This is a genomic window from Labrys methylaminiphilus subsp. lupini, assembly GCF_051161885.1.
Lineage (GTDB): Bacteria > Pseudomonadota > Alphaproteobacteria > Rhizobiales > Labraceae > Labrys.
The window spans coordinates 2,283,260-2,310,244 of the sequence record NZ_JBMDIH010000001.1; the positions used below are offsets into that span (position 1 = coordinate 2,283,260).

General features: G+C 62.8%; 26 protein-coding genes. 22 read left to right on the top strand and 4 right to left on the bottom strand.

Annotated elements, in window-relative coordinates; all coding sequences use genetic code 11:
- The first annotated feature begins 201 nt into the window (after window positions 1-201).
- Entirely contained in the window at window positions 202-597 is a 396-nt protein-coding gene (locus tag ACN6KF_RS10755) for a DUF930 domain-containing protein (RefSeq protein ID WP_434956838.1), read from the top strand.
- 29 nt (window positions 598-626) lie between these two features.
- Window positions 627-1,370: an MOSC domain-containing protein gene (locus ACN6KF_RS10760; RefSeq protein WP_434956839.1), complete on the top strand. Its 744-nt coding sequence runs from the start codon at window positions 627-629 to the stop codon at window positions 1,368-1,370.
- A 240-nt stretch (window positions 1,371-1,610) separates the two neighbouring features.
- Here the strand turns inward: ACN6KF_RS10760 and ACN6KF_RS10765 are convergent, their stop codons facing one another.
- Entirely contained in the window at window positions 1,611-2,210 is a 600-nt protein-coding gene (locus tag ACN6KF_RS10765) for an exopolysaccharide biosynthesis protein (RefSeq protein ID WP_434956840.1), read from the bottom strand.
- 422 nt (window positions 2,211-2,632) lie between these two features.
- Here ACN6KF_RS10765 and ACN6KF_RS10770 point away from each other — a divergent pair, with 422 nt between their 5' ends.
- From ACN6KF_RS10770 to ACN6KF_RS10845, 16 genes are all read left to right on the top strand, one after another.
- A complete protein-coding gene (locus ACN6KF_RS10770; protein ID WP_434956841.1) occupies window positions 2,633-3,127 on the top strand; it encodes a (2Fe-2S)-binding protein in 495 nt (164 codons plus the stop codon).
- Between the two features lie 151 nt (window positions 3,128-3,278).
- Entirely contained in the window at window positions 3,279-5,648 is a 2,370-nt protein-coding gene (locus tag ACN6KF_RS10775; RefSeq protein WP_434956842.1) for a xanthine dehydrogenase family protein molybdopterin-binding subunit, read from the top strand.
- 93 nt (window positions 5,649-5,741) lie between these two features.
- The gene (locus ACN6KF_RS10780; protein ID WP_434956843.1) at window positions 5,742-6,539 is read left to right on the top strand and encodes an FAD binding domain-containing protein; all 798 of its coding nucleotides are present in this window, start codon (window positions 5,742-5,744) and stop codon (window positions 6,537-6,539) included.
- 112 nt (window positions 6,540-6,651) lie between these two features.
- Window positions 6,652-7,212 carry an O-acetyl-ADP-ribose deacetylase gene (locus ACN6KF_RS10785; protein ID WP_434956844.1) on the top strand — a complete coding sequence of 187 codons (561 nt, stop codon included), beginning with the start codon at window positions 6,652-6,654 and terminating at the stop codon, window positions 7,210-7,212.
- A gap of 191 nt (window positions 7,213-7,403) precedes the next feature.
- The gene (locus ACN6KF_RS10790) at window positions 7,404-8,321 is read left to right on the top strand and encodes an AAA family ATPase (RefSeq protein ID WP_434956845.1); all 918 of its coding nucleotides are present in this window, start codon (window positions 7,404-7,406) and stop codon (window positions 8,319-8,321) included.
- Between the two features lie 236 nt (window positions 8,322-8,557).
- Window positions 8,558-9,760 (top strand): vWA domain-containing protein, encoded by a 1,203-nt coding sequence (locus ACN6KF_RS10795; protein WP_434956846.1) that lies wholly within the window; start codon window positions 8,558-8,560, stop codon window positions 9,758-9,760.
- Window positions 9,761-9,983: 223 nt separating this feature from the next.
- A complete protein-coding gene (locus ACN6KF_RS10800) occupies window positions 9,984-10,325 on the top strand; it encodes an XdhC family protein (RefSeq protein WP_434956847.1) in 342 nt (113 codons plus the stop codon).
- A gap of 38 nt (window positions 10,326-10,363) precedes the next feature.
- Window positions 10,364-11,092: an XdhC family protein gene (locus ACN6KF_RS10805; protein ID WP_434956848.1), complete on the top strand. Its 729-nt coding sequence runs from the start codon at window positions 10,364-10,366 to the stop codon at window positions 11,090-11,092.
- 10 nt (window positions 11,093-11,102) lie between these two features.
- Complete coding sequence (locus ACN6KF_RS10810) at window positions 11,103-12,719, top strand: NTP transferase domain-containing protein (protein ID WP_434956849.1); 1,617 nt, start codon at window positions 11,103-11,105, stop codon at window positions 12,717-12,719.
- A 432-nt stretch (window positions 12,720-13,151) separates the two neighbouring features.
- A complete protein-coding gene (locus ACN6KF_RS10815) occupies window positions 13,152-14,105 on the top strand; it encodes a branched-chain amino acid ABC transporter permease (protein ID WP_434956850.1) in 954 nt (317 codons plus the stop codon).
- Window positions 14,106-14,107: 2 nt separating this feature from the next.
- A complete protein-coding gene (gene livM, locus ACN6KF_RS10820; protein WP_434956851.1) occupies window positions 14,108-15,505 on the top strand; it encodes a high-affinity branched-chain amino acid ABC transporter permease LivM in 1,398 nt (465 codons plus the stop codon).
- 20 nt (window positions 15,506-15,525) lie between these two features.
- On the top strand, window positions 15,526-16,449 hold the full coding sequence (locus ACN6KF_RS10825) for an ABC transporter ATP-binding protein (RefSeq protein WP_434959651.1): 924 nt from the start codon (window positions 15,526-15,528) through the stop codon (window positions 16,447-16,449).
- A gap of 2 nt (window positions 16,450-16,451) precedes the next feature.
- Window positions 16,452-17,174, top strand: a complete 723-nt coding sequence (locus tag ACN6KF_RS10830) for an ABC transporter ATP-binding protein (protein WP_434956852.1) — start codon at window positions 16,452-16,454, stop codon at window positions 17,172-17,174.
- A gap of 1 nt (window position 17,175) precedes the next feature.
- Complete coding sequence (locus ACN6KF_RS10835) at window positions 17,176-17,529, top strand: DUF6867 family protein (RefSeq protein WP_434956853.1); 354 nt, start codon at window positions 17,176-17,178, stop codon at window positions 17,527-17,529.
- A 123-nt stretch (window positions 17,530-17,652) separates the two neighbouring features.
- Window positions 17,653-18,771 carry a branched-chain amino acid ABC transporter substrate-binding protein gene (locus ACN6KF_RS10840; RefSeq protein WP_434956854.1) on the top strand — a complete coding sequence of 373 codons (1,119 nt, stop codon included), beginning with the start codon at window positions 17,653-17,655 and terminating at the stop codon, window positions 18,769-18,771.
- A gap of 258 nt (window positions 18,772-19,029) precedes the next feature.
- Window positions 19,030-20,151, top strand: a complete 1,122-nt coding sequence (locus tag ACN6KF_RS10845) for a branched-chain amino acid ABC transporter substrate-binding protein (protein WP_434956855.1) — start codon at window positions 19,030-19,032, stop codon at window positions 20,149-20,151.
- Between the two features lie 154 nt (window positions 20,152-20,305).
- On the opposite strand, the gene ACN6KF_RS10850 is transcribed toward ACN6KF_RS10845, so the two are convergent.
- Window positions 20,306-21,097: a cytochrome c biogenesis CcdA family protein gene (locus ACN6KF_RS10850; protein ID WP_434956856.1), complete on the bottom strand. Its 792-nt coding sequence runs from the start codon at window positions 21,095-21,097 to the stop codon at window positions 20,306-20,308.
- 334 nt (window positions 21,098-21,431) lie between these two features.
- Between ACN6KF_RS10850 and ACN6KF_RS10855 the strand changes: the two genes are divergently transcribed.
- From ACN6KF_RS10855 to ACN6KF_RS10870, 4 genes are all read left to right on the top strand, one after another.
- On the top strand, window positions 21,432-22,442 hold the full coding sequence (locus tag ACN6KF_RS10855; protein ID WP_434956857.1) for a P1 family peptidase: 1,011 nt from the start codon (window positions 21,432-21,434) through the stop codon (window positions 22,440-22,442).
- Between the two features lie 197 nt (window positions 22,443-22,639).
- Window positions 22,640-23,311, top strand: a complete 672-nt coding sequence (rpe, locus tag ACN6KF_RS10860; RefSeq protein WP_434956858.1) for a ribulose-phosphate 3-epimerase — start codon at window positions 22,640-22,642, stop codon at window positions 23,309-23,311.
- 79 nt (window positions 23,312-23,390) lie between these two features.
- On the top strand, window positions 23,391-24,701 hold the full coding sequence (gene purB / locus ACN6KF_RS10865) for an adenylosuccinate lyase (protein ID WP_434956859.1): 1,311 nt from the start codon (window positions 23,391-23,393) through the stop codon (window positions 24,699-24,701).
- Between the two features lie 294 nt (window positions 24,702-24,995).
- Window positions 24,996-25,559, top strand: a complete 564-nt coding sequence (locus ACN6KF_RS10870; RefSeq protein ID WP_434956860.1) for an RBBP9/YdeN family alpha/beta hydrolase — start codon at window positions 24,996-24,998, stop codon at window positions 25,557-25,559.
- A 15-nt stretch (window positions 25,560-25,574) separates the two neighbouring features.
- Here ACN6KF_RS10870 and ACN6KF_RS10875 read toward each other — a convergent pair whose 3' ends face one another.
- Window positions 25,575-26,369 carry an HpcH/HpaI aldolase family protein gene (locus ACN6KF_RS10875; protein WP_434956861.1) on the bottom strand — a complete coding sequence of 265 codons (795 nt, stop codon included), beginning with the start codon at window positions 26,367-26,369 and terminating at the stop codon, window positions 25,575-25,577.
- 87 nt (window positions 26,370-26,456) lie between these two features.
- Complete coding sequence (locus tag ACN6KF_RS10880; RefSeq protein WP_311938783.1) at window positions 26,457-26,780, bottom strand: DUF1476 domain-containing protein; 324 nt, start codon at window positions 26,778-26,780, stop codon at window positions 26,457-26,459.
- Window positions 26,781-26,985: the final 205 nt, after the last annotated feature.

Consider the following 26,985-nt stretch of genomic DNA (forward strand, 5'->3'; position numbering starts at 1 on the left):
TCGGCCACCGGGGCTGGTCGCCTAAAACAGGAAGCGTGGTCACGAAACGCTTGTTGTTCCGGACCCTCCATTCCAAATGCTGCGGGCTTCCCGGGCCTTTGCCCGATCGCACGATGCATGGTGAGGATCATGGCCAATACCGGGCCCGTGCCGGTCGTTCACGCGATCCGGCATAGGCCTGTCTCCGCCTGGACTGGATGAATGAAATCGACGCTGCTTTCGATCGCCCTGATCGCCCTTACCCTGACACCTGCTCTTGCGCGCCAGAACAACCGGACCGAAGCCGGTCTCGCAAAACTGGCTCCCGCCGATCGGTTTCAGCAAGCCTGCGACATTGAATTGATGGAAAGGCTGCGCCACGAATCCCGGCCCTACAAACCTGACAGCGTTATCGCCTATGCGCTGGGGGATCCCCATGTGACGGGCGACACCCTCAAGGGCGATGGCGGCGCCTTCCGCAGCGGCGGGATCTGGTACCAATATTCCTTCAGCTGCGAAGCGACACCCGATCGCATGAAGGTGATATCTCTGGACTACAGGATCGGCGAAGCCGTGCCGCGCGACCAATGGGATTCCCACGGCCTCTCCATCCACTGATCCTTCGCAACCTCCGGTGGCGAGCAGACATGAGCCGAGCAGACATGAGCAAGGACGGTTCGATCGGCATCATCCGCCGGATCCAGCGTTTTCCGGTCAAATCCATGGGCAGCGATGCCCTCGACACGGTCGAGCTGCGCTGGAACGGCCTGGCAGGCGACAGGCAATATGCCTTCGTGAAAACCAATGACCGCGGCCGCTTCCCCTACCTCACCGGCCGGGATCTGCCGGATCTGCTGCGCTATCGCGCCCGCTACCTCAAGCCGGAAGATCCCAAGGCCTCGGCGCTAACCGTGGCCTCGCCCAAAGGCGGCGAATACGACATCGACGATCCTGCTTTGTGCCGGGAATTGAGCGAGGCCGCCGGCGAGGCCGTGCATCTGATGCAACTCGGGCGGGGCCATTTCGACAGCGCCGTCCTCTCGCTGGTCAGCACCACCACGGCAGGGCGCCTGGCGCAGGCCCATGGCGGCGACATCGATCTGCAGCGTTTCCGCATCAACCTCCTTGTCGAACCCACGGATGCCGAGACCTGGGAGCGCGACTGGCTCGGCAAGCGGGTCGCCATCGGCAATCAGGAGGTCCGGCTGCGCACCGACCGGCCGATCGACCGCTGCGTGATGATCACCCTCGATCCTCAGACAGCCCAGCGAACGCCTGCCATCATGAAGACGGTCGCGCGCCAGTTCGCCAACCAGATCGGCATTTACGGCACCGTGGAGCAGCCCGGGCCGATCAGCCAGGGCGACAGCATCCGCTTCATCGAAGCGTAATTGCTTACGGGGTTTGCGCCGCCCTCAAACAGGACTTGTCCGAACCGCCCGTCTCATACCAAAAGCCTCGAAAATGCCGACGCATTCTCGGCTGGTAATTGCTTAAGGTCGTCCAGCCCCTCAACGGTAGGAGGCGAGCAGTTACCTCGGCTTGAACACCTGACGATTTTCAACACCAAATCAAAGATTTGGCGAAAATCGTCCGAAGAAACCAGGCGTCACTTCCAATGCTTCCTGGCATCAGAAGACCGCCAGAGCACCCTGGAACATCAGATAGCCGAGGCCGGCCGTGATCAGCAGGCCCAGGCTGGTGGCGACATAGCCGGCGAGGATCACCGCGCCGTCGCGCTCCACCAAGCCGAGACCGAGGATGCAGATCGGGATACCGAGCGGGATGGCACCGATGACCGGAATGGCTGGAAGCAGTGCCAGGCCCAGGACAAACCCGACAATGCCGATGATACGACGCGAGCGTGCATCGGCGAAAGGCGCCAGGCGAGGCGTGGCGAACCGCTCGACCCACTGGATCCAGGGCTCCGCCCTGGTGACGAGTCGCTGCAGATCCTTGCGGGCGAAACTGCGGCGGGCGAGGAATTGCGGCAACCATAGATTGTCGCGGCCGAGGATCATCTGTGCGGCGATCAAAGTAATGATGAAACCGCAAACGGTGGCAAGGCCGGGAATGGGCAGGCAGATCGGTATGCCGAACAATAGGAACAGAATACCGAAGGCGCGGTTGCGCATGGCGGCCGTCAGGTCACCGAAATAGATACGGTCCTCTCCTTCCGCCGAAGCGATAGCCGCAAGGAGTTCGGATGTTCTGGGGTTACGCGGTTCCAAAATAAGGCTGACTCGTGAGATCCTTGCCGGGCTTATAGTGGGACTCTGCGACAATTTCGAGATGATTGTGCTGTCCAATTCCAAACTGGGCGTCGCACACGTCATTTGCGGATGGGTGTTGTGCTTTTGCCGCACAGTTCCCTTCGCAGCACAGCGTACCATGCTGCATCGCAAGGCCTTCGCACTCGTGCTTTCTTGTCGCAGGGGCCGTTCGCCCGCTTTGTTCGAAAAATCGAAAAAATCGCGAAAAACCCCGTGAAAATGGCCCTCAACTTTTCAAGCTTGTCACTTGACCACCGAAAAGAGGGGGTCCAGACTGGAATTATTCCGATCTGCTATATGAGAGTCTTCCGTTCAGGCCGCCAAATGAATGACGGCGAACATAGAGAGGACAACAGATCGCGAACCGGTTGGAGGACCCCATGGCTTCCGTTTCGCTTCTCGTCAATGGACGGGAAATTACGGCTGATATTGATCCACGTACATTGCTTGTCGATTTTCTGCGCGAGCATCTGAGGCTTACCGGCACCCATGTCGGCTGCGATACCAGCCAGTGTGGTGCCTGCGTGGTGCATATCGATGGCAAGGCCGTCAAATCCTGCACCACCCTCGCCGTTCAGGCCAGCGGCGGCTCAGTGACCACCATCGAGGGCCTCGCCAATAACGGCCAGCTCCACCCGATGCAGGAAGCTTTCAGAGACAATCACGGCCTGCAATGCGGCTTCTGCACGCCCGGCATGATCATGACCTCGGTTGCCATGGTCGCCCGGCTCGGCGGCGATCTCGACGAGACCACCATCCGCCATGAACTCGAAGGCAATATCTGCCGCTGCACGGGCTATCACAACATCGTCAAGGCGGTGGCGGCAGGTGCCAAGGCGATGACCGAAGGCGAAACGCTACAGGCGGCCGAATAACCCTATTCTCTCCTGGATGCGTCACCTCGAACAAGTTTGGCGGCCTATAGGCACCATCGGCTGACGCTCCAACCTCGAGCTTTTCATCGACTCTCTCGGCGAAGCCTTTGTTTGCCGGGGATTATTCCAATCCTGATGGGGAGAGAATGTTATGAACGCCACAGGCGTGGGCGCACCGGTGCGCCGCAAGGAAGATTTCCGCTTCATTACCGGCAAGGGCAACTATACCGGCGACATCAATCGCCCGGGGCAGGCCCATGCCTATTTCCTGCGCTCGCCGCATGCCCATGCGGCGATCAAGTCGATCGACATCGGCGCGGCCCGCAAGCTGCCGGGTATCATCGAGATCCTCACCGGCGAGGATCTGGCGCAGGACAAGATCGGCGGCCTGATCTGCGGCTGGATGATTCACTCCAAGGACGGCTCGCCGATGAAGGCCGGCGCCCATCCGGCCCTGGCGCAGGGCAAGGTGCGCTATGTCGGCGATCACGTCGCCGTCGTATTGGCCGAGACCCTGGCCCAGGCCAAGGACGGCGCCGAAGCCATCAACGTCACCTATGAGGCACTCCCTTCCAGCGCCGATACCGCCAAGACCCAGGCCAAAGGCGCTCCCCAGGTCCACGCCGAAGCCGAGAACAACACGGTGTTCCAGTGGCACCTCGGCGACAAGGCGGCCTCCGACGCGGCCTTCAAGACCGCCAAGCACATCACCAAGCTCGACATCGTCAACAACCGCCTGGTGCCCAATGCCATCGAGCCGCGTGCCGCGCTCGGTGATTACGATTCCGGCACCGAGGCCTATACGCTCTACACCACCTCGCAGAACCCGCATGTCGCCCGCCTGGTGCTCTCGGCCTTCATCGGCATTGCGCCCGAACACAAGCTGCGCGTGATCGCCCCCGACGTCGGCGGCGGCTTCGGCTCCAAGATCTTCATCTATGCCGAGGAGACGGTGTGCGTGTGGGCCGCCAAGCGCATCGGCCGGCCGGTGAAATGGACCGGAGACCGCACCGAGGCCTTCCTGGCCGACGCCCATGGCCGCGACCACGTCACCCACGCCGAACTCGCCGTCGACGCGAACAACAAGATCACCGGCCTGCGCGTCCACACCATCGCCAATCTCGGCGCCTATCTGTCGACCTTCTCCTCCAGTGTGCCGACCTATCTCTATGCGCCGCTGTTGTCGGGGCAGTACGATATTCCGGCTGTTTATGCCGAGGTCGACGGCGTCTACACCAACACCGCTCCCGTCGACGCCTATCGCGGCGCCGGGCGGCCGGAGGCTACCTTCGTGGTCGAGCGTCTGGTCGAGGTGGCGGCGCGCGAACTCGGCCTGGATCCCGCCAAGTTCCGCAAGAAGAACTTCGTGAAATCCTTCCCGCACCAGACCCCGGTGATCATGACCTATGACGCCGGCGATTATAATGCCTCGCTCGACAAGGCGATGGAGCTGCACGACGTCAAGGGTTTCGGCGCCCGCCGCCGTGCCTCGGAGCGGGCCGGCAAGCTGAGGGGCCTGGGCTATTCGGCCTATATCGAGGCTTGCGGCATCGCGCCCTCGGCGGCCGTCGGCTCGCTCGGCGCCGGAGTCGGCCTGTGGGAATCGGCGGAGATCCGCGTCAATCCGATCGGCACCGTCGAGGTGCTGACAGGGTCGCACAGCCACGGCCAGGGCCACGAGACGACCTTTGCCCAGTTGGTCTCCGACCGGCTCGGCATTTCCATCGACTCCGTCGCCGTCGTGCATGGCGATACCGACAAGGTGCAGTTCGGCATGGGTACCTACGGCTCGCGCTCCGGCGCGGTCGGCATGTCGGCCATCGTCAAGGCGGTCGACAAGGTCATCGCCAAGGGCAAGAAGGTCGCCTCCTATGTGCTGGAAGCGTCGGAGGGCGACATCGAGTTCAAGGATGGGCGCTTCTCGGTGGCCGGCACCGACAAGGGTCTCGCCTTCGGCGAGGTGGCGCTGCAGGCCTATATCGCCCATAAATTCTCCGGCCAGGACCTCGAGCCCGGCCTGAAGGAAGGCGCCTTCTACGATCCCACCAACTTCACCTTCCCGGCGGGCGTGCATATCTGCGAAGTCGAGATCGATCCCGATACCGGCGTCACCACCATCGACAAATGGACGGCGGTGGACGATTTCGGCGAACTGATCAACCCGATGATCGTCGAAGGCCAGGTGCATGGCGGCATCGCCCAGGGCGTCGGCCAGGCTCTGCTCGAAGGTGCTGTTTATGACAAGGACGGCCAGCTCCTGACCGCTTCCTTCATGGATTATTGCATGCCGCGCGCCGACGACCTGCCCTCCTTCAATGTCGGCATGACCAAGACAGTCTGCCCCTCCAACCCGCTGGGCATCAAGGGCTGCGGCGAGGCTGGTGCGATCGCGGCACCACCAGCGGTGATGAATGCCATCACTGACGCCATCGGTCTCGAAGACATTGCCATGCCGGCCTCCCCCCAGGTCGTGTGGAACGCCGTCCAGCGCGCCGCCAAGGGCAAGAAAGCCGCGGAATAAACGGAGGCGGGTCTTTGGACCCGCCTGGAACCACGAACCGATCAAGCAAGGCGGGTCTTAAGACCCGCCCCCCAGTCTAACCGGGAGCCTCCCATGTATCCGTTCACCTATCAGCGCCCGACTTCCGTCCGGGGAGCCGTCGCCGCCCTCGCCAAGGCCGAGGACGCCAAACTGCTCGCTGGCGGGCACACCTTGCTGCCCACCATGAAGCAGCGCCTCGCCAGCCCCACCACCCTGATCGACCTCACCAAGATCGAGGGCCTCAGCGGCATCGAGGTGAAGGGCCGAAACCTCATCATCGGGGCCACCACCACTCATGGCGAGGTGGCTGACAGCGCCACTGTCGGCGAAGCCATCCCGGCGCTCGCCGCTCTTGCCGGCATGATCGGCGATCCGGCGGTGCGTTCGCGCGGCACCATCGGCGGCTCGATTGCCAACAACGATCCCGCCGCCGACTATCCGGCCGCCGCCCTGGCTCTCAACGCCACCATCATCACCAACAAGCGCAAGATTCCGGCCGACGAATATTTCACCGGCCTGTTCGACACCGCGCTGGAGGAAGGCGAGATCGTCACCAAGATCTCCTTCCCCATTCCGGCCAAGGCTGCCTACCAGAAGTTCCCCAATCCCGCTTCGCGCTACGCCCTGGTCGGCGTGTTCGTGGCCAAGAAGGGAAGTTCGGTACGGGTCGCCGTCACTGGAGCCGGCTCCGACGGCGTGTTCCGCCACACCAAGGCGGAAGAAGCCCTGTCGTCGCGCTTCCACGCCAAGTCGCTCGATGGGGTGAGTCTGTCGTCGAAGGGGCTCAATGGCGATATTCACGCCAGCGCCGACTATCGCGCCCATCTGATCGGCGTTCTGACCAAGAGAGCCGTGGCCGCGGCGAAGTGAGGTAAGCCGAGAACGCGAGCGTCCTCTGGGATCGCAGGTGTCTCGCCTGCTCTTGGCAACGGGACGCTCGCGGAAAGGAAGATGCAGGCGAGACGCCTGCGGTCCCAGGATCATGCCCGAACCAGAATTCTTCACGGATCTTGCGAAAACCCGCCTTGAAGTGGTGATCGCCAACATCACCACGCTCGCGGTGGACGCCATCGTCAATGCCGCCAACACCTCCCTGCTCGGCGGAGGGGGTGTGGACGGCGCCATCCATCGCGCCGCCGGACCGAAACTGGTGGCCGAGTGCCGCATGCTGAACGGCTGCAAGGTCGGCGATGCCAAGATCACCGGCGGATACCGGCTGCCGGCCCGCCACGTCATCCATACCGTCGGCCCGGTCTTCAACGGCGGCGGCCAGGGGGAGGCGGCGAGGCTCGCCTCCTGCTATCGGCGCAGCCTGGAAGTCGCTGCTGCCAACGCCATTGCCTCCATCGCCTTTCCGGCCATCTCCACCGGGATCTACCGCTATCCCGCCGACGAGGCAGCCGGCATCGCCATCGCGACCGTGACCGATACCCTGCCGTTGCTCACGGCGCCCCCTTCGCTGATCGTGTTCTGCTGCTTTGACGCGGGCACGGCCACCCATTACCGCCAGGCCTTCGCGGATGCGGGCCTCGCCCCCTTCTGATGCCGGAGGGCTCAAGAACCGATATCCCACGGTTTCGCTTCGACCTGACGGGACTCGTCCTATAGAGCAAAGTGCGATATCTCTGAATTGTACTTTGCTCTAATTCTTTGTTTTTACGTGTTTTCTTAATCGAAAAGTCTTTCAACTTTTCTGGAAAACACTCTAATGCCGGCAGATTTCAGGAGTTTGCCTTGCCTACCCCCCTTCCCGCTTCCATCGACGCAACAGCCGCCCTGCTCGCCGAGGCCGATTACGTGGCCGGACGAGACCTTGCCACCGTCTTGTTCCTTGCCCTGCGCATGGGCCGACCGCTCTTCCTGGAAGGGGAAGCCGGCGTCGGCAAGACCGAGATCGCCAAGGTGCTGTCCGCGACGCTGGGACGCCCCTTGATACGCCTGCAATGCTATGAAGGCCTCGACATCGCTTCGGCGGTGTATGAATGGAACACCATGGCGCAGATGATCGAGATCCGCCTGGCCGAGGCCGGCGGCAGCGTCGACCGCGCCAGCCTGGGCTCCGATCTCTTCTCCGAACGCTTCCTGATCGCCCGGCCCATCCTGGAGGCTGTGCGCCCTCAGGCCGGTGGTGCGCCGATCCTGCTGATCGACGAACTCGACCGCACCGACGAAGCCTTCGAAGCCTATCTCCTGGAGGTCCTCTCGGATTTCCAGGTCACCATCCCCGAATTCGGCACGGTCAAGGCGGAATCGCCGCCCATCGTGGTGATCACCTCCAACCGCACCCGCGAGATCCATGACGCTCTCAAGCGGCGCTGCCTCTATCACTGGGTCGACTACCCCAGCGCCGAGAACGAGCTCGAGATCCTGCGCCGCAAGGTACCCCATGTACCGGCCAAGCTGTCGCGCGAACTGATCGGCTTCGTACAGGCACTGCGCCGGGAGGACCTGTTCAAGTCCCCGGGCGTCGCCGAGATGCTGGATTGGGCCACCGCCCTGACCGAACTCGACGCGGTGGCGCTCGATCCCGCCCTCGTCTCCGACACGCTCGGCGTGCTCCTGAAATATCAGGACGACATTGCCCGCCTCTCCGGCAGTCAGGCCAAAAGGCTGATCGACAGCGTCAAGGCCGGGGCGCAGACCCATGCCTGAAGGTTGCAGCTTCCTGGCCGAGACGCGCGTTCTTTACCCTCTCCTGGAGGGGGAGGGTCGACGCGAAGCGTCGGGGTGGGGTGAAAAGGTGCGGTCTTGCCGGACTTGGATTGGCGAGACGGAATTCTTGCGAGGTGGTCACCCCACCCCGGACCTCCGGTCCGACCCTCCCCCTCCAGGGGAGGGTAGAAAGTCGTCCCGTTCATCCATGGCGGGAGTGGATGATGGCTGACCCCATGCCAATCACGCCCAGCCGCCTTGCCGACAACATCGCCTATTTCGGCCGCTTGCTGCGCGACGCCGGCCTGCCGGTCGGTCCCGCCAGCGTGCTCGATGCCATCCGGGCGGTGGAGACGGCAGGCCTCGGCGCCAAGCAGGATTTCTACTGGACGCTGCACAGCGTTTTCGTGACGCGGCATGAGCAGTCCCTGCTGTTCCGCCAGGCCTTCGAGTTGTTCTGGCGCCAGCGTGCCCTCACCGAAAAGCTCATCGCCATGATGTCTCCCCAGGCGGTGGCGATGAAGGAACCGCCCAAACCCAAGGCCGGTGCCCAGCGCGTCAACGACGCCTTCTACAAGGAACCGCCTCGCGAGGTGGAGGAAAAGCAGCTCGTCGAGTTCGACGCGCGCCTGACCATGTCGGAGCACGAGATTCTCAAGCAACGGGACTTCGCTCAGATGACAGCGGAGGAAATCGTCGCGGCCAAGAAGGAGATGGCGCAACTGCGCCTGCCCTTCGACATCCAGCCGACGCGCCGCCTCAGGCCCGGGGGCAGCGAGGTCATCGACCTGCGAAGGACGTTGAGGGCTGCCATGCGCAGCGGCGGCGATCTCGTCACCATCGCCTATCGGCAAGCCGGCGAGAAACATCCACCCCTCGTGGCGCTTTGCGACATATCCGGCTCGATGGCGGATTATTCCCGCCTGTTCCTGCACTTCTTGCATGCGATCTCTGAAAGGGGCCGGCGCGTGCATGCCTTCGTCTTCGCCACGCGGCTGACCAACATCACCCGGTCCCTGCGCACGCGTGACCCGGACGAAGCACTCGAACATGCCTCCCGTGCCGTCAGGGACTGGGATGGCGGCACCCGCATCGCCCATTGCCTGGAACGTTTCAACAAGGACTGGTCGCGCCGCGTGCTCGGCCAGGGCGCCACGGTGTTATTGATCACGGACGGGCTGGAGCGCCAGGTCGATCCCGGCCTCGCCAAGGAGCTCGATCGCCTGCATCGCTCCTGCCGTCGCCTGATCTGGCTCAATCCGCTACTGCGCTTCGATGCCTTCGAAGCACGGGCCGCCGGCATCAAGGCCATGCTGCCGCATGTTGACGAATTCAGGACCATTCACAATCTGAGGAGCATGGGCGATCTGGTGAAAGCCCTCGACCGCAAGGCCGATGCCTCAGCCGATCCCAAGAGTTGGTTAAAACGCGTTGGTTGACGGGCAATACAGCTCACTTAAGGAGGAAACCTTCCAAATTGTCATAGCCGGGCTTGCCCTCAACCGGACCGGTTGTCCGGTGTAGATCCACAAGCCACCCGCGCAACAGGGCCCAAGCCTGGATTGCGGGGTCAAGCCTGGCAATGACAAAGGTTGTGCAAACTCCAAGACGCTCAAGTGAACTGCATTGCGGCTGAAAGCCCTGTTTCAAGGAGCAATTTCGATGAGTGATACTGCCAGCAATTTCGCCTCCGACACCGACATCCTCGCCAGCGCCCAGCACTGGCGGGAACAGGGCAAGGGCGTCGCCATCGCCACCGTGGTGGAGACCTGGGGCTCGGCACCACGGCCGACGGGCTCGAACCTCGTGATCGACGAGGACGGCAATTTTCTCGGTTCCGTCTCCGGCGGCTGTGTCGAAGGTGCGGTGGTCACCGAAGCACTCGACGTCATCCAGCAAGGCAAGCCGCGTCTGCTCGAATTCGGCGTCGCCGACGAGACCGCCTGGCGGGTCGGCCTGTCCTGCGGCGGCACCATTCGGGTCTATGTCGAGAAACTGGACTGAAGGCCCCCTTCTTTCGCAACATTCCCGCAGGCTCTGCCATGAAACTTGCCACCCTCCAGGCCCTCAACCGGGCCAAAGCCGCCCGCAAGGCCGTTCTTCTCGTCACCGATCTCGACACAGGTGAGGAACGTCTGGTCGAGGAAAGCGCGATCCCGGCCGATCCGCTCGCCTCCGTGCTTTCGCAGCAATTGCGGCAGGGTCGCTCCGCCACGATCGAGCAGGACGGCAGGCGCCATTTCATCACTGTCCACGTGCCGCCGGTACGTCTGGTGATGATCGGCGCCGTCCATATCAGCCAGGCCCTGGCGCCCCTGGCCCGACTCGTCGGCCAGGATCCGATCATTGTCGACCCGCGCACCGCTTTTGCCACGCCCGAGCGCTTTCCCGGTGTCAAACTGTTCGCCGAATGGCCCGATATCGCCTTGCCTCCCCTCGGCATAGACCGTTACACCGCCTTCGTCGCCCTGACCCACGACCCGAAAATCGATGACGGAGCGCTGATACATGCGCTCGAACGCGATTGCTTCTATGTGGGAGCGCTTGGTTCGCGCAGGACGCATGCGCGCCGCATCGAAAGGTTGTGCGAGGCCGGGGTTGGCGAGGCGGCGCTGGCACGTATCCATGCGCCTATCGGCCTCGACATCGGTGCCATCAGCCCGGCCGAGATCGCCGTCTCGATCATGGCCGAGATCACGAGCGCACTTCGATTGGAAAGCGGCGAGAGGCAACCCAGGCCACCCGCCCTGTCAAAACCCTGTTATAAGTGATTGTTTTTTCATGTTTTTCGGTGAAATTTCTATCGATCAGGCTCTAGGCGGCGTTGCTGTCCATTCGATCCGCAAGGGCGGGCTGGTCCTCAAGAAAGGCACGCATATCCGGCCGACCGAAATCGAAGCGCTGCGCCGCGAAGGGGTCGAGTCCATCGTCATCGCCAGGCTCGATCCCGGCGATGTCGGCGAGGACATTGCCGCCGAGCGCATCGCCGCAAAACTGAGAGGCCATGGCGTGCGAGTAGCCGAGCCTTTCACCGGCCGGGCCAATCTGTTTGCCGAACAGGCCGGCGTGCTGGTAATCGATCGCGACGGCGTCGACAGGGTGAACGCCATCGACGAGAGCATCACCTTCGCAACTCTGCCCGCTTTCGATACGGTCAAGGCCGGCGAGATGATTGCGACGGTCAAGATCATCCCCTTTGCGGTCGAGGCTCCGACATTCGAGCGCGCGCTCGCCAGCCTGGGTGCCCCGATCATCCAGATCGCTCCCTTCCGCCCGCTCAAGGTCGCTGCCGTCTCCACTCTGCTTCCCGGCCTGAAGGAAAGCGTGATCGCCCGCACCCTCCAGGTCCTGAAAGAGCGCCTGGCGCCGGCCGCGGCCAGGCTCGTCCTCGACGAAAGGGTGCCGCACCAGGCCCCTGCCCTGGCGCAGGCGCTCGAGCGCGCAAAGGCGGCGCAGGCCGATCTCACCATCATCTTCGGTGCCTCGGCCATTGCCGACCGGCGCGACGTCATTCCCGCGGCCATCGAGATATCGGGTGGCGCCGTCGAACATTTCGGCATGCCGGTCGATCCGGGCAATCTCCTGCTGCTGGGGCGTTCCGGCACGATGTCTGTGCTGGGCGCACCCGGCTGCGCCCGCTCGCCCAAGGAAAACGGCTTCGACTGGATCCTGCATCGACTGCTGGCCGGCCTGCCGGTCACGCGCGCCGACATCGTCGGCCTCGGCGTCGGGGGCCTGCTGATGGAGATCGTCAGCCGTCCGCAGCCGCGCGCCGCCGCCGAAAAGCCGGGCGCGAGCCCTCCGACCGTCGCGACCATCGTCCTTGCCGCTGGCCGCTCCACGCGCATGGGCGGGCCGAACAAGCTGCTGGAGGACTATGCCGGCAAGCCGCTCGTCCGTCACGCGGTGGAAGCGGCGCTTGCCAGCCGGGCCAGTTCGGTCACGGTGGTCACAGGCCATCAGCAGGCGGAGGTTCGTGCTGCCCTTGCGGGGCTGGCTGTTACCTTCGTGCATAATCCGGCCTTCGCAGACGGCCTCTCCACCTCGGTGCGCGCCGGCATTGCGACCCTTCCTGTCGAATGCGACGCGGCCCTGATCGCGCTGGGCGACATGCCGCTGGTGGATGGCGCCCTGCTCGACCGGCTGATATCGGCCTTCGAACCCGACAAGGGTGCCCTCATCGTGCTCCCCGTCACGCAGGGGCAGCGCGGCAACCCGGTGATCTGGGCGCGGCGATTCTTCGATGAGCTGCAAGCCATCGAGGGCGATGCCGGCGGCCGACAGATTCTCAAGGCGAACAGCGATGCGGTGGTCGAGATTCCCGTCTCTTCGATCGCCGCGAGCTTCGATGTGGACACCCAGGAGGCGCTAGCGCGGTTGCGACAAATCCCAACCTGACATTTTGTTGCTAAGCCCGGCGCCGACGCTTTCGTCTACACAGTATGTGCGCAATTATTCAGCAACATTCTTTCCCTTGATGAAGGATAGTATGGCTATCGAAATTTTTGTGTGGATCTAGACGAAATCTAACAGCCATTACACGTTTGTACGACTGGAGCCATTCAGCCGCTAAATCGTTTTTTCGGCGTTACTAGGTCAAAATTGACGCTTCCGGCGCCAGCCGACGCTATAAAATTCGCCGGGCTGCATAAATATTTCGTGATTTCCAGAAACTTCGCCTTCGAGACCACCACGGTGATTGTCAGTTTGCAAAGCGCTTGCTATGACAGGAAATCGTCGAATGACTGCCTGTCTCTTAGGCAAAAATCCCGCCAAAGGGAGACCAGGAGAAGCAAGGACGGCGTCGACAGAGGGGAAAGTTTGTAGACGATGGCAGAGTTTTTACAGCAGCTCATCAACGGGCTGGCGGTAGGATCGCTATATGGTCTCATCGCCGTAGGTTACACGATGGTGTTCGGCATCATCGGCATGGTGAACTTCGCTCATGGCGATCTGTTCATGCTCTCAGCGATCATCGCCTTCATCTGTTTCGTGATCCTGGTCACCTTGCTCGGCCTTTCATCGGTCATCGTGGCCTTGCTGGTGGTGATGGCAATCGGCATGGTCCTCACCAGTGTCTGGAACTGGGCCATCGAGCGCATCGCCTACCGTCCTCTGCGCGGCTCCTTCCGCCTTGCTCCCCTGATCTCCGCCATCGGCGTCTCCATGGCACTGTCGAACTTCGTACAGGTCAGCCAGGGCGCCGAGTCCAAGGCGATCCCCCACGCGGTGGACGCCGCCCTCAGCGCCAAGTACCAGATCTGGTCGGAGGTCTCGGCGGACGGGCGCGCCATGGACGCCTCGCTCTCTCTCAAGGCCATCCTGATCTTCGTCACCACCGCCGTGTTGCTGGCGATCTTCTGGTACATCGTGTCCAGGACCTCGCTCGGCCGCGCCCAGCGCGCCTGTGAGCAAGACCGCAAGATGGCCGCCCTGCTGGGCGTCGATGTCGATCGCACCATTTCCATCACCTTCATCATGGGTGCGGCCCTGGCCGCCGTTGCCGGCCTGATGTTCCTGGTGCTCTATGGCTCCGTGAACTTTCGTGACGGCTTCGTGCCTGGTGTGAAGGCCTTCACCGCCGCGGTGCTCGGCGGCATTGGCTCCCTGCCCGGCGCCGTGCTGGGCGGCATGCTGATCGGCCTGATCGAGAAACTCTGGGAAGGTTCCTTCGAGGGCGACGTTGCGGCCTATCGCGACGTTGCGGTGTTCTCCGTGCTCGCCATCACGCTGATCTTCATGCCGCAAGGCCTGCTGGGACGCCCCGAAGTGGAGAAGGTGTGATCATGGCCGCAACCGGCACCACGCGTATTTCATCGGCCGAGCTGTTCAAGGATCTCATCTTCTGGGCCGTGATCTCCACCTGCATGTTCCTGCCTGTGGTGGGGCTGACGACCTATTCCGACCAGGCGACCAACAGTTTTCGCTTCAACCTCCTCAATCCCGATTTCGGCTTCGGCAAGCGGTTCGGCGGCTTGATCACCACCGCCGTGCTCGTCGGCCTCATCGTCCTGATCCGCCTGTTCGTCCTGCTGCGCCCGCAGCGCCCGGAACACAAGGCGCCCTCCAAATTCGCGGCGGCCATGACGCGGATCGGCATGTCGCCCTGGGTGATGTGGTTCGGCGCCGGGCTTGCCGTCGTCTTCCCGCTGGTCATGCTGTGGGGCCTCGGCGACAAGGGGTCTCTGAAGTGGATCGACAGCTACGGCATCCAGATCATGATCTACATCATGCTGGGCTGGGGGCTGAACATCGTGGTCGGCATGGCCGGCCTGCTGGACCTGGGCTATGTCGCCTTCTATGCCGTCGGCGCGTATTCCTACGCACTTTTGTCCGTCTATTACGGCATGACCTTCTGGGAGTGCCTGCCGATCGCAGGCTTCCTCGCCGCACTCTGGGGCATCATCCTCGGCTTTCCCGTGCTGCGCCTGCGCGGCGACTATCTCGCCCTCGTCACGCTCGCCTTCGGTGAAATCATCCGCAGCGTGCTGGTGAACTGGAAATCCTTCACCCACGGCAATGACGGCATCACCTCGATCAAGCCGCCCACCTTTTTCGGCATCCCCTTCACCGCCGGGCCGAACGGTTTTGCCAAGACCTTCGACCTTGCCTTCTCGCCGATCTACGGCAAGATCTTCTTCTACTATGTCATTCTCATTCTCGCGGTGATGACGGCCTATATCACCAGCCGTATGCGCCGGCTGCCGGTTGGCCGCGCCTGGGAAGCGTTGCGCGAAAACGAGATCGCCTGCCGCTCGCTCGGCATCAACACCACCACCACCAAGCTCGCGGCTTTCGCCAGCGGTGCCTTCTTCGGCGGTCTCGCCGGTGCCTTCTTCGCAGCCAAGCAGGGCTTCATCAATCCCGAGAGCTTCGTGTTCCAGGAATCGGTGATGGTGCTCGCCATCGTGGTGCTCGGCGGCTCGGGCAGCCTGCTCGGCGTGGTCGTGGCCGCCATCCTGCTCGTCGGCGGCTCGGAGATCCTGCGTGAACTCACCTTCATGAAATGGATCTTCGGACCCGATTTCGACCCGAGCCAGTATCGCCCTATGATCTTCGGCCTCGCCATGGTCTCGATGATGCTGTGGAAGCCGCGTGGTCTCATCTCCAATCGCGCTCCGACCGTCTATCTGAAGGAACGCAAGATCGTCTCCGGCGCCCTTGTACAGGAAGGTCACGGATGAGCGCGCCCGGGAACAACGACATGATCGACCCTGCCCTCGCCTCGCACGCCCATCCTGAACAGCACTGGCATGGCGATCCGATCCTCAAGGTCGAGAAGCTGACCATGCGGTTCGGAGGCCTTACCGCCGTCAACGCCGTCTCGTTCAATTGCGGCCGGGGCGACATCACCGCTTTGATCGGCCCCAACGGTGCCGGCAAGACCACGGTGTTCAACTGCATCACCGGCTTTTACAAACCAACGGAAGGCCGGATCGGCCTGCGTCACGGTTCGGCGGCGGCCTGGGACGAATTCGACGCCCTGACCGCCACCACCCTGCAAAAGCTCAGCCATGGCCAGGATACGCTCTATCTGCTCGAGCGCATGCCAGACTTCATGGTCTCCCGCCAGGCAAAGGTTGCCAGAACCTTCCAGAACATCCGCCTCTTCGCAGGCATGACGGTTCTGGAGAATTTGTTGGTCGCCCAGCATGTTCACCTGATGCGCGCGTCGGGCTTCTCCGTCTTCGGCATTCTCGGCCTGCCCACCTACAGCCATGCCGAGAAGGCCGCGGTCGAGAAGGCGAAATACTGGCTCGACAAGACCGGCCTGATGGCGCGTGCCGACGATCCGGCTGGCAGCTTGCCCTATGGCGACCAGCGCCGCCTGGAGATCGCCCGCGCCATGTGCACCGAGCCGGTCCTGCTTTGCCTGGACGAACCGGCGGCCGGCCTCAATCCGAGGGAAAGCCTCGATCTCAACAAGCTGCTGCGCACGATCCGTAACGATCACGAGACCTCTCTTCTCCTGATCGAGCACGACATGTCCGTGGTCATGGAGATTTCGGACCATGTGGTGGTGCTCAATTACGGCACCAAGATCTCTGACGGCACGCCCGAGCAGGTCCGCAACGATCCTGCCGTGATCGCCGCCTATCTCGGCACCGACGAGGAAACGGAGAGTTGAACATGTCCTCGCCCCTGCTGACCGTGCGTGGCGTCCACACCTATTACGGACAGGTGCACGCTCTCAAAGGTGTCGACGTCGACATCAACCCGGGTGAGATCGTCACCATCATCGGCGCCAATGGCGCCGGCAAGTCCACCTTGATGATGACGGTTTTCGGCTCGCCCAAATGCCGTGTCGGTTCGATCTCCTTCGACGGGCAAGACATCACCGATATGCCGATGCATGAAATCGCCCGGCTGCGCATCGCCCAGTCCCCCGAGGGACGGCGCATCTTCCAGCGCATGACGGTCTACGAGAACTTGCAGATGGGTGCCGAGATCGACGGCAATGCCCATTTCGCCGAGGACCTCGAGCGCATGTATACGCTCTTCCCCCGTCTGAAGGAGCGTGCCAGCCAGCGTGGCGGTACACTTTCAGGTGGCGAACAGCAGATGCTGGCGATCGCCCGCGCCCTGATGAGCCGGCCTCGGCTCTTGATGCTGGACGAGCCCTCGCTCGGCCTCGCGCCTCTCATCGTCAAGCAGATCTTCGACGCGGTGCGGGTGCTCAACGAGACTGAGAAATTGACCGTTTTCCTCGTCGAGCAGAATGCTTTCCATGCACTGCGGCTAGCGCATCGAGGCTATGTCATGGTCAACGGCGCGATCACCATGTCCGGCACCGGCAAGGAACTGCTCGCCCGGCCCGAAGTGCGCGCAGCCTATCTGGAAGGGGGTCATTGAGATGGAAACCTATCTCTATGAGGACAAGCTGTTCGTCTTCGTGCTCGTCACCTTGCTGATGGGTGGCTGGGCCGCCTGGATGACCGGCAAGGCCAGCGCCTCGACCTGGAGCCGCTACCCGATCTTGTTCTTCTATCTGGTGCTGCTGACCATGGCCGTGCGCTTCCTCCACCAGGCGCCGTTCGGGGGCAACATGTTTTCCCCCTATTACTTCGTGGTCGATCTCGTCATCATCCAGCTCATCGGCCTCCTGTCTTATCGCGTCCGGCTCGCCAAGCAGATGGTCGGCAAATATGGCTGGATGTTCCAGCGATCGGGAGCACTTGGCTGGAGCGCACGCTCGAGCGGGGAATGATCGAATACAAGCAACAACGAAATCGGATGAGCTGTACGCGCAACTTTGGCTGACGGCCTCGTTCACGTCCTGACTATCCGCAGACCGGAGCCGCAAGCTCCACCAAGCCACTGGGAGAACGACATGAAAAAAGTCTGGTTGACAGGCGCAGCGCTGGCGGCAGGCCTGCTGCTCAGCACGTCCGCCTTCGCGCAGATCAAGATCGGCATCGGTGCACCGATCACCGGTCCGAGTGCTGCCTCCGGAGCCCAGATCAAGCAGGGCGCGGAACTCGCCATCAAGAACCTCAATGCGGCCGGCGGCGTGCTCGGACAGAAGCTGGAATTGACGGTCGGCGACGACCAGTCCGATCCCAAGCAGGGCGTTTCGGTTGCCAACAAGTTCGTCGGCGACGGCGTGACCTGGGTGGTAGGACACTACAACTCCGGCGTGACCATCCCCGCTTCGGAGGTCTATGGCGACAACGGTATCGTCGCCATCACCCCCGCCGCCACCAACGAAAAGGTAACCGACCGCAAGCTCTGGGGCATGTTCCGCACCTGCGGCCGCGACGACCAGCAGGCCAAGGTCTGGGTGGACTATGTCAAGGCCACCTATCCCGGCAAGAAGGTCGCCATCGTCCATGACAAGACCACTTATGGCCAGGGCTTGGGCGAAAACGCCAAGAAGCTGATGGCGGCCGACGGCATGAAGGAAGTCCTGTTCGAAGGTGTGAACACCGGCGAGAAGGACTATTCGGCCATCGTTACCAAGCTCAAGGCGGTTGGCGCCGACGTGCTGATCTATGGCGGCCTCTACACCGAAGCCGCCCTGATCCTCAAGCAGCTGCGCGACCAGGGCATGCAGACCGTGATGGTCTCCGGCGACGGCCTGGTCTCCTCGGAATTCGCCACCATTGGCGGCGATGCCGTGATCGGCACCCAGATGTCCTTCGCGCCCAAGGCCGAGGATGATCCGTCCAACGCCGCCATCGTCAAGCAGTTCAAGGACAGCGGCTTCACCCCGGAAGGCTATACGCTGAAGGCCTATGCGGCGGTCCAAGTCCTGGCCCAGGCCGCGGAACAAGCCAAGTCCGCCGATCCGCAGAAGATCGCCGAGGTAATGCACTCCGGCAAGGCCTTCAAGACGGTGATCGGCGATGTCTCCTATGACGACAAGGGCGACATGAAGCAGATCGACTACGTCATCTTCTCCTGGAAGAAGGGCCCAGACGGCAAGATCGACTTCTTCCAGAACAAGTAATCTGCCTTCTTTTCCACGATACCTCGATCGCCCCGGTTCGCTGGGGCGATTTCTTTGAAGGCCCCCTCTTCACGGCTCGGATTGGGCCGTGACGTAGGACATGACGCAGGGAGAGAGGACTAACCCGCCCTCCCCTTTGCGAATTCGCCTGAATTTCCGTGACAAGCCGTTGGAAATTTAGACAATGGCGTCATCGGGTGCAGCCGAACCGATCCAGAAAAGAACGGTCTGCGCCCAGTACAACAGGGAAGAACCCCCATGAACAAACTTTCATTGGCCGGCGCTGTACTCGCGGCGGGCCTCGCCTTGGGCGGTAGCGCGCAGGCGCAGATCAAGCTCGGCGTCGGCGGCCCGATGACCGGCCCTGCCGCCTCCTACGGCCTGCAGACCAAGGCAGGCGCCGAGATGGCGGTGAAGGACATCAACGCCAAGGGCGGCGTGCTCGGCCAGAAGATCGACGTCAGCGTCGGCGACGACCAGGCCGATCCCAAGCAGAGCGTCTCGGTCGCCAACAAATTCGTAGGCGACGGGATAACCTGGGTCATCGGCCATGTGACCTCCGGCGGCGCCATCGCTGCTTCGGATGTCTATGCCGACAACAACATCATCAACGTCACGCCGTCGGCCTCCAGCGAGAAGCTGACCGATCGCGGTTTGTGGAACACCTTCCGGACCTGCGGCCGCGACGACCAGCAGTCCAAGGTGTGGGCGGACTATGTCCTGGCTCATTTCAAGGACAAGAAGATCGCCATCGCGCATGACAAGCAGACCTATGGCGAAGGTCTTGCCAAGGGTGCGAAGAAATACCTCAACGATTCCGGCGTGAAGGAAGTGCTTTACGAGGGCGTGAACGCTGGTGAGAAGGACTATTCCGGTCTCGTCACCAAGCTGAAGTCCAGCGGTGCCGACGTGCTGCTGTGGGGCGGCTACTACACCGAGGGTGCGCTGATCCTCAAGCAGTTGCGCGACCAGGGCGGCAAGACCATCATGATGGGCGCCGACGGCCTCAACTCGCCAGAATTTGCCACCATCGGTGGTGATGCCGTGGTCGGCACGCTGATGACCTTCGCGCCCAAGATCGAAGACTACCCGGCCAATGCCGATCTGGCGAAGCGCTTCCGCGAGGGCGGCACCGATCCGGCCGGCTTCACCCTGCTGGCCTATGCCGGCGTGCAGGTGCTGGCCCAGGCGGCCGAAGAAGCCAAGTCCGCCGATCCGCAGAAGATCGCCGAGGTCATGCATTCGGGCAAGAAGTTCCAGACCGTGATCGGCGAGATCTCCTACGACAAGAAGGGCGACCTGGCCCAGCCGGCCTATGCCATCTACAGCTGGAAGAAGGCCGCGGACGGCAAGATCGCCGCCGAGCAGAACCCCTCCTGAGGCCTCTGTCTCCATCGCGATGAATGAACATGACCCGCTCCGGTTCCACCGGGGCGGGTTTTTATCTGGCGGAATTGGCGCTCTTTCGAAAAGCCCTGAACGGGCCTTCCCCTCTAAAACCAATCCCGCGTGAAGTTTGACGCGCTGACCGGTATCAGCCGAGCTTGCTCAGGATCGGAAAGGTGTTCTGCAGCCAGATCGCGAAATCGGCCATGCCGCCGGTCAGGAAGGCAACGCCTGCGACCACCAGCAGCCCGCCCATCGCCTTCTCCACCGTGCCGAGATGAGTCCGGAAGGAGCGCAGGAAACGCATGAAGGGGTTCATGGCAAAGGCGGCCACCACGAAAGGCAGTCCCAGGCCGAGCGTGTAGATGGCGAGCAAGGTCACCCCCTGGCTGACGCTGCCATCCTTGCCCGCCACGGCGATCACCGTGCCCAGAACCGGCCCGATGCAAGGCGTCCAGCCAAAGGCGAAGGCCAGCCCCATCACGAAGGCGCCCCACGGGCCGGAGCCTGTGCCGGCCTGCAGGCGCGCCTGGCGATAGAGCAGGGAAATGCGCAGGATCCCGAGAAAATGCAGGCCCATGGCGATGATGACGATACCTGCCAGCAGATAGAAGGGATCGATCGAGTTGGCCCATGAGGCGGGGAGAATCCCCTTCTCGGCCAGGGCGCTGAGGCCATTGGCCATCGCCCTGCGCAGGACGAGGAGATAGGAGGCGCCGGCACCGAGAGAGATGAAGATGGTGGCAAGGCCGGCCACGAAGCACAGGGCCGAGATCACCGCACGGCGGCGGATACTCTTGTCGATGGTCTGTCCCGTCATCTCGTCCAGCGTGGAGCCGGCTAGGAAGGTCAGATAGGGCGGCACCAGCGGCAGCACGCAGGGCGAGAGGAAGGAGAACAGGCCGGCCACGAACACGGCAGGCAAGGTAATATCGGCCATGGACCCATCCAGAACAGGCATTTACGCGTCTGCACCGCCTTTGGGCGGCGAAACCCTTGCTCTAGCGCGCCCACGCCTTTTGCCCAAGCCCGTTTCGTCGAACTCCCTGTCTCGTGATCGGAAGTGATACCAGGAGGCATTGAAAATGACTCCTGGTTCCGTCCCGCGATTTTCGCCAAATCTTTGATTTGGTGTCGGAAATTGCGGAGTGTTCAAGTCTCATATGCGTCAGCATATTCGAGACTTGGTATGATGTCGCAGGGCTGCCTCGGCATGAGGCCGATTGTCTCGCTCCGCCGGCGGTGCCAAGCTGCCGACGATCGGAGAACGATTCATGCGCAATCTCATTACCGATGTCGCCGGCGTGCTGGTCGGCAATGCCGAAGACGCCAGGATCGCCTCCGGCACGACGGCGGTGGTGTTCGAGGAGCCGGCCGTGGCCGCCGTCGACGTGCGCGGCGGCGCACCGGGCACGCGGGAAACCGACCTGCTCGCCCTGGAGCGGACGGTCGAGCGCATTGATGCGATCGCCTTGTCGGGCGGTTCGGCTTTCGGCCTGGAAGCCGGCGCCGGCATCGGGGCCTGGCTGGCCGAGCACGGCCGCGGCTTCCAGGTCGGCGCCGTCAGGGTTCCGATCGTTCCCGGTGCCATCCTGTTCGACCTCCTCAATGGCGGCGACAAGCGATGGGGACGCTATCCGCCCTATCGCGAACTCGGTTTCGCCGCGGCCGGGGCAGCGGCCGATACGTTCGCGCTGGGATCGGCCGGCGCCGGGCTGGGCGCCACCACGGCCGGTCTGAAAGGCGGGCTCGGTTCGGCCTCGGTACGATGCGGGCTTCATACCGTCGGGGCGCTGGTGGCCGTCAATGCCCTCGGCAGCGCGACCATCGGCGACGGCGCTCATTTCTGGGCAGCGCCTTATGAGCAGGCGGGGGAGTTCGGCGGCTTCGGCCTGCCAGCTCCATGGCCTGATGATGCGCTGGCGTTGCGCCACAAGGCCATGCAGGCCGGCAACACCACGATTGCGGTGGTGGCGACCGATGCCGTGCTCACCAAGGCACAGACCAAGCATTTCGCAGTGATGGCGCAGGATGGTCTCGCCCGGGCTATTCACCCGATCCATACCCCGCTCGACGGCGATACCGTGTTTGCCGCCGCCACGGGTCGCGTAGTGCTCACTGAGCCGATCGGCGATCTGATCGCCCTCGGCACCGCGGCGGCGCATGCCCTGGCACGGGCCTGTGCCCGCGCCATCTACGAAGCAAGCGCCCTGCCCTTCCCCGGCACTCTCCCCAGTTGGCGGGATCGCTTCCAGGGAGTGCAGAGGTCCTCGTCCACCGTATAGTCGGAATTCTGATTTGCAGGTGACGTTCCTGTGTCATTGCGAGCGAACAACGGAATTACGGCTCTGATCCTGGACTGTATTTCCAAAAACGGGCGAGGACGCCCGCGCTCCCAAGCACCGCCTCAACGATTGCAATAGGCGGCTGGCTCTGGCAGGTACTGCCCGTTCACCGCGAACTTTCCAGCCCAGGATATGCCATGTCTCGCCCGATCATCATTGCCCCCTCCATTCTCTCGGCCGATTTCGCCGCACTCGGCGCGGAAGTCCGGGCGATCGAGGAGGCCGGCGCCGACTGGGTGCATTACGATGTGATGGACGGGCATTTCGTGCCGAACCTCACCATCGGCGCCGGCGTCGCTGCTGCCTTGCGCCCGCATGTGCGCACCAAGCTCGATGCCCATCTGATGATCTCGCCGGCCGATCCCTATGTGGAGGATTTCGCCAAGGCCGGCTGCGACACCATTACCATCCACGCCGAGGCCGGCCCGCATCTGCATCGCTCGTTGCAGCATATCAGGAAGCTCGGCAAGCGCGCGGGCGTGGCAATCAATCCGGGCACCTCGCCCGAGGTGGTCGACTATGTGCTCGACCTCGCTGACCTCATCCTGGTGATGACGGTCAATCCCGGCTTCGGCGGCCAGGCCTTCATTCCCGAGACCTTGTCGAAGATATCAGCCATCCGGGCCCGGGTGGGCAAGCGCGACATCGATATCGAGGTCGATGGCGGCATCACGCCAGAAACCGCACCGCTGGTGGTGCGGGCCGGCGCCAATGCGCTCGTCGCCGGTTCCTATGTATTCAAGGGCGGTCCATCCGCCTATGCCGCCAACATCGCCGCCATTCGCGAGGCTGCGACCGCCGCCCGCTGAGATATCGCGGCTCTCCCGTTTTCGATTTGCGTTTCACTTTCCCGGTGCCGCGCCTAAAAGGGCGCAAAAGGACCCTGCCATGATCCCACGCTATAGCCGCCCGCAAATGGTCTCCATCTGGGCGGAGCAGTCCCGTTTCCGCATCTGGTTCGAGATCGAGGCCCACGCCACCGACAAGCTGGCCGAGCTCGGCGTCGTGCCCAGGGAAGCGGCTGCCAAGGTCTGGGAGAAAGCCAGGGACGCAACCTTCGACGTGGCCCGCATCGACGAGATCGAACGGGAAGTGAAGCACGACGTCATCGCCTTCCTCACCCATCTGGGAGAGATCGTCGGCCCGGAAGCACGCTTCCTGCATCAGGGCATGACCTCTTCGGACGTGCTCGACACCTGCTTTGCCGTGCAGCTTTCGCGGGCCGCCGACCTGTTGATCGCCGATGTCGACGAGGTGCTCGCGGCCCTTCGCAAGCGTGCCTTGGAACATAAATACACGCCCACTATCGGCCGCAGCCATGGCATCCATGCCGAGCCGGTCACCTTCGGCCTCAAGCTCGCCCAGGCCTATGCCGAGTTTGCACGCAACCGCGAGCGCCTCGTCGCCGCGCGCAAGGAAATCGCCACCTGCGCGATATCGGGCGCCGTCGGCACCTTCGCCAATATCGATCCGGCTGTAGAGGCCTATGTGGCGGAGAAGATGGGCCTTGCCGTCGAGCCGGTCTCTACGCAGGTGATCCCGCGCGATCGCCACGCGATGTTCTTTGCGACTCTCGGTGTCGTCGCCTCCTCGATCGAACGCCTCGCCACCGAAATCCGCCATCTCCAGCGTACCGAAGTGCTGGAAGCCGAGGAGTTCTTCTCCGCCGGGCAGAAGGGCTCGTCGGCCATGCCCCACAAGCGCAATCCCGTACTGACCGAAAACCTCACCGGCCTCGCCCGCATCGTGCGCTCGGCCGTGACGCCGGCCCTGGAGAACGTGGCGCTCTGGCATGAGCGCGACATCTCGCACTCCTCTGTCGAACGCATGATCGGTCCCGACGCCACAGTCACGCTGGATTTCGCCCTGGCTCGCCTTGCCGGTGTGATCGACAAGCTGATGATCTACCCGGAAAACATGCGCCGCAATCTCGACCGCCTCGGCGGCCTGCACAACTCGCAGCGCGTGCTGTTGGCCCTCACCCAGGCCGGCGCCAGCCGCGAGGATTCCTACCGCCTGGTTCAGCGCAACGCCATGAAGGTCTGGCGTGGCGAAGGCGATTTCCTCGCTTTCCTCAAGGCCGATCCTGAGGTCTCCGCCCTGCTTTCGGATGCAGCTCTCGAAGCGATGTTCGACGAGGGCTACCATTTCAAGCATGTCGACACGATCTTCGATCGCGTCCTCGGCTCAGAAACCTGAGCCAAGGCGCGGGAACCTGCGCCGAAATCGAGCGTTCGCTTGATAGTTGTGGACGAGCGGCGCCGCGGGAGCATCCTGGCTTCCGGTTCGCCGCCTCGCTCCAATGCAGATTCGTTGATCGGGCCACAGGCACGATCAACGAATTTGCAAGATATCAAAGATTTGCAGAGTTTCTCGGCGAGACCTGTTCGCCGGCCTCGTCGGGAAACTCTGCTTGGAATAGGCTCATGGTCTTGAGTCGCGGCGGCCTCGATCGCCTGACGATGCACTCAATCGAGCCGGGGAAACATCGACGTGCGCATTTCCGATACCGACATCCTGATCGTACCGGGCCTCGGCAATTCCGGCCCGGGTCACTGGCAGTCGCGCTGGCAGGCGAAGCTCTCGACCGCCCGCCGCGTCGAGCAGGACGACTGGGACCATCCCGAGCGTGAAGCCTGGGTGAACAGGCTCGTGGAGGCGGTGCAGGGATCGAGCCGGCCAGCCATCGTCATCGCCCATTCGATCGGCGTGATCACCACCGTGTTCGCGGCCGAGCGTCTGAAGGGGCATGTCATCGGTGCGATGCTGGTGGCGCCGTCAGATTGGGACAAGCCGGATCTGCTGCCGGGCTATGATCTCAATTTCAATCCGATCCCGATGACGGCCCTGCCCTTCCCGTCGCTCCTGGTGGCGAGCCGGAATGATCCCTATTGCGAGATCAACCGCGCCAGTTCCTTTGCCGAGGCCTGGGACAGCGAATTCGTCGATGCGGGCGAAGCCGGCCATATCAATGTGGAATCCGGCCACGGTCCCTGGCCGGAAGGCCTGTTGCGCCTGGCTTCGTTCCTGTCAAAACTCATGCACGAGAGCCAATAGCGCGCCCTAAAGAGCTCAATAACTCGGGCCCGCTGGCCCCGCATGGCCGCGCGCAGCCTTCAAAGCGGCCTGGGCGCCGGCGGTAAGGAAGGCCCAATCCGAACCGATGCCCATGATGTCGAAGCCAAGCTCGGCATTGCGGGCCGCCGCTTCGCCATTGCCGCAATAGATCGCCGTCAGCTTGTTGCGGGCTTTGGCCGCGGCGAGAACCCGTTTGATCACTTCGACCGATTCCGGGAGTTGATGATCGAGCCTGGCGCCCTTGCTCAGGCTGATCGACAGATCGCTTGGCCCGACGAAGACGCCATCGAGACCCGGCACGTCGAGTATCTCCTCCAGCGCATCGGCCGCCTGCCGCGTTTCGATCATCGCGAGCGCAATCAATTGATCGTTGGCGGCGGTGCGATAGCTTTCCGTTTCCGCACCGAACAGGGAAATGGCGCGGGTACCGCCCCAGCTCCGACCGCCAACCGGCGGGTATTTCAAGGTGTCGACCAAGCGGCGGGCATCCTCCACCGAATTGATCATCGGCAGGATGGCGAGCTCGGCGCCAACATCATAGAGCCGCGCGGCATCGCCGAAACCGTCCAGGCCGACCCGCACGCCCGTCGGCGTGTTGGCCAGATGTGCTGCGCTGATCGCATCACGCGCTTCGCCGAAGGAAGCCTCGCCATGCTGCAGGTCGATGATGACGGCGTCGAACCCGGCGCGACCGAGCGCCTCTGCCATACGCGGATAGCCCGCCCCCATCCAGGCCGCAAAGATCTTTTCGCCTTTGGCCAGGCGCGTGCGCAGCGTGGGGGCAGTCATCGCATTTCCGATCACATTGCTGCGATGCCCCGCCGAGGCGGGGCATCGTGAAAGATGGGTTGAATGAACACGGTCAAACGCCGTCGCTCAAACGCCGTTTTGGATTTCCTGCACCGCACGGCCGAGCAGTTCGGTCATGACCTGGCGGACCTGCGGCTCGCTCATGCTCAGATTGGCTTCGGCGAAATCGCTGAGCACCTTGCGCACCACGTCGTGGTCGCCGGCCTCCTCGAAGTCCGACAGGACGACTGATTTGGCGTAGGCGTTGGCTTCGTCACCCGAAAGGCCGAGTTTTTCGGCGGCCCACAGGCCAAGGAGCTTGTTCCGGCGAGCGGTCGCCTTGAAGCGCAGATCCTCATCATGGGCGAACTTGCTTTCGAAAGCCTCTTCCCGCTTGTCGAAGGTGGTCATCCGTTAAAATCCTGTTCAGCTACCGGTTTTCCTTGAAGGACCGGCCATGCCTGTTGCATATAGGCGCGCAATCCCCAAATCAAATTAATGCGCCGTAACGCCCTCTCCTCCCAGGATGCCGGGCGTCTTGAAACTACACTCACGCCGGGCACTAGAAAATGTGCTTTGGCTCGATTCGTGAAGCTTGGTTCTGATCGGGCGCCCT

Excerpts from the sequence above, each read along its gene's own strand:
- ACN6KF_RS10755 (WP_434956838.1), top strand. The coding sequence starts at position 202 with ATGAAATCGACGCTGCTTTCGATCGCCCTGATCGCCCTTACCCTGACA.
- ACN6KF_RS10760 (WP_434956839.1), top strand. The coding sequence starts at position 627 with ATGAGCCGAGCAGACATGAGCAAGGACGGTTCGATCGGCATCATCCGC.
- ACN6KF_RS10770 (WP_434956841.1), top strand. The coding sequence starts at position 2,633 with ATGGCTTCCGTTTCGCTTCTCGTCAATGGACGGGAAATTACGGCTGAT.
- ACN6KF_RS10775 (WP_434956842.1), top strand. The coding sequence starts at position 3,279 with ATGAACGCCACAGGCGTGGGCGCACCGGTGCGCCGCAAGGAAGATTTC.
- ACN6KF_RS10780 (WP_434956843.1), top strand. The coding sequence starts at position 5,742 with ATGTATCCGTTCACCTATCAGCGCCCGACTTCCGTCCGGGGAGCCGTC.
- ACN6KF_RS10785 (WP_434956844.1), top strand. The coding sequence starts at position 6,652 with ATGCCCGAACCAGAATTCTTCACGGATCTTGCGAAAACCCGCCTTGAA.
- ACN6KF_RS10795 (WP_434956846.1), top strand. The coding sequence starts at position 8,558 with ATGCCAATCACGCCCAGCCGCCTTGCCGACAACATCGCCTATTTCGGC.
- ACN6KF_RS10800 (WP_434956847.1), top strand. The coding sequence starts at position 9,984 with ATGAGTGATACTGCCAGCAATTTCGCCTCCGACACCGACATCCTCGCC.
- ACN6KF_RS10805 (WP_434956848.1), top strand. The coding sequence starts at position 10,364 with ATGAAACTTGCCACCCTCCAGGCCCTCAACCGGGCCAAAGCCGCCCGC.
- ACN6KF_RS10810 (WP_434956849.1), top strand. The coding sequence starts at position 11,103 with ATGTTTTTCGGTGAAATTTCTATCGATCAGGCTCTAGGCGGCGTTGCT.
- ACN6KF_RS10815 (WP_434956850.1), top strand. The coding sequence starts at position 13,152 with ATGGCAGAGTTTTTACAGCAGCTCATCAACGGGCTGGCGGTAGGATCG.
- livM (WP_434956851.1), top strand. The coding sequence starts at position 14,108 with ATGGCCGCAACCGGCACCACGCGTATTTCATCGGCCGAGCTGTTCAAG.
- ACN6KF_RS10825 (WP_434959651.1), top strand. The coding sequence starts at position 15,526 with ATGATCGACCCTGCCCTCGCCTCGCACGCCCATCCTGAACAGCACTGG.
- ACN6KF_RS10830 (WP_434956852.1), top strand. The coding sequence starts at position 16,452 with ATGTCCTCGCCCCTGCTGACCGTGCGTGGCGTCCACACCTATTACGGA.
- ACN6KF_RS10835 (WP_434956853.1), top strand. The coding sequence starts at position 17,176 with ATGGAAACCTATCTCTATGAGGACAAGCTGTTCGTCTTCGTGCTCGTC.
- ACN6KF_RS10840 (WP_434956854.1), top strand. The coding sequence starts at position 17,653 with ATGAAAAAAGTCTGGTTGACAGGCGCAGCGCTGGCGGCAGGCCTGCTG.
- ACN6KF_RS10845 (WP_434956855.1), top strand. The coding sequence starts at position 19,030 with ATGAACAAACTTTCATTGGCCGGCGCTGTACTCGCGGCGGGCCTCGCC.
- ACN6KF_RS10850 (WP_434956856.1), bottom strand. The coding sequence starts at position 21,097 with ATGGCCGATATTACCTTGCCTGCCGTGTTCGTGGCCGGCCTGTTCTCC.
- ACN6KF_RS10855 (WP_434956857.1), top strand. The coding sequence starts at position 21,432 with ATGCGCAATCTCATTACCGATGTCGCCGGCGTGCTGGTCGGCAATGCC.
- rpe (WP_434956858.1), top strand. The coding sequence starts at position 22,640 with ATGTCTCGCCCGATCATCATTGCCCCCTCCATTCTCTCGGCCGATTTC.
- purB (WP_434956859.1), top strand. The coding sequence starts at position 23,391 with ATGATCCCACGCTATAGCCGCCCGCAAATGGTCTCCATCTGGGCGGAG.
- ACN6KF_RS10875 (WP_434956861.1), bottom strand. The coding sequence starts at position 26,369 with ATGACTGCCCCCACGCTGCGCACGCGCCTGGCCAAAGGCGAAAAGATC.
- ACN6KF_RS10880 (WP_311938783.1), bottom strand. The coding sequence starts at position 26,780 with ATGACCACCTTCGACAAGCGGGAAGAGGCTTTCGAAAGCAAGTTCGCC.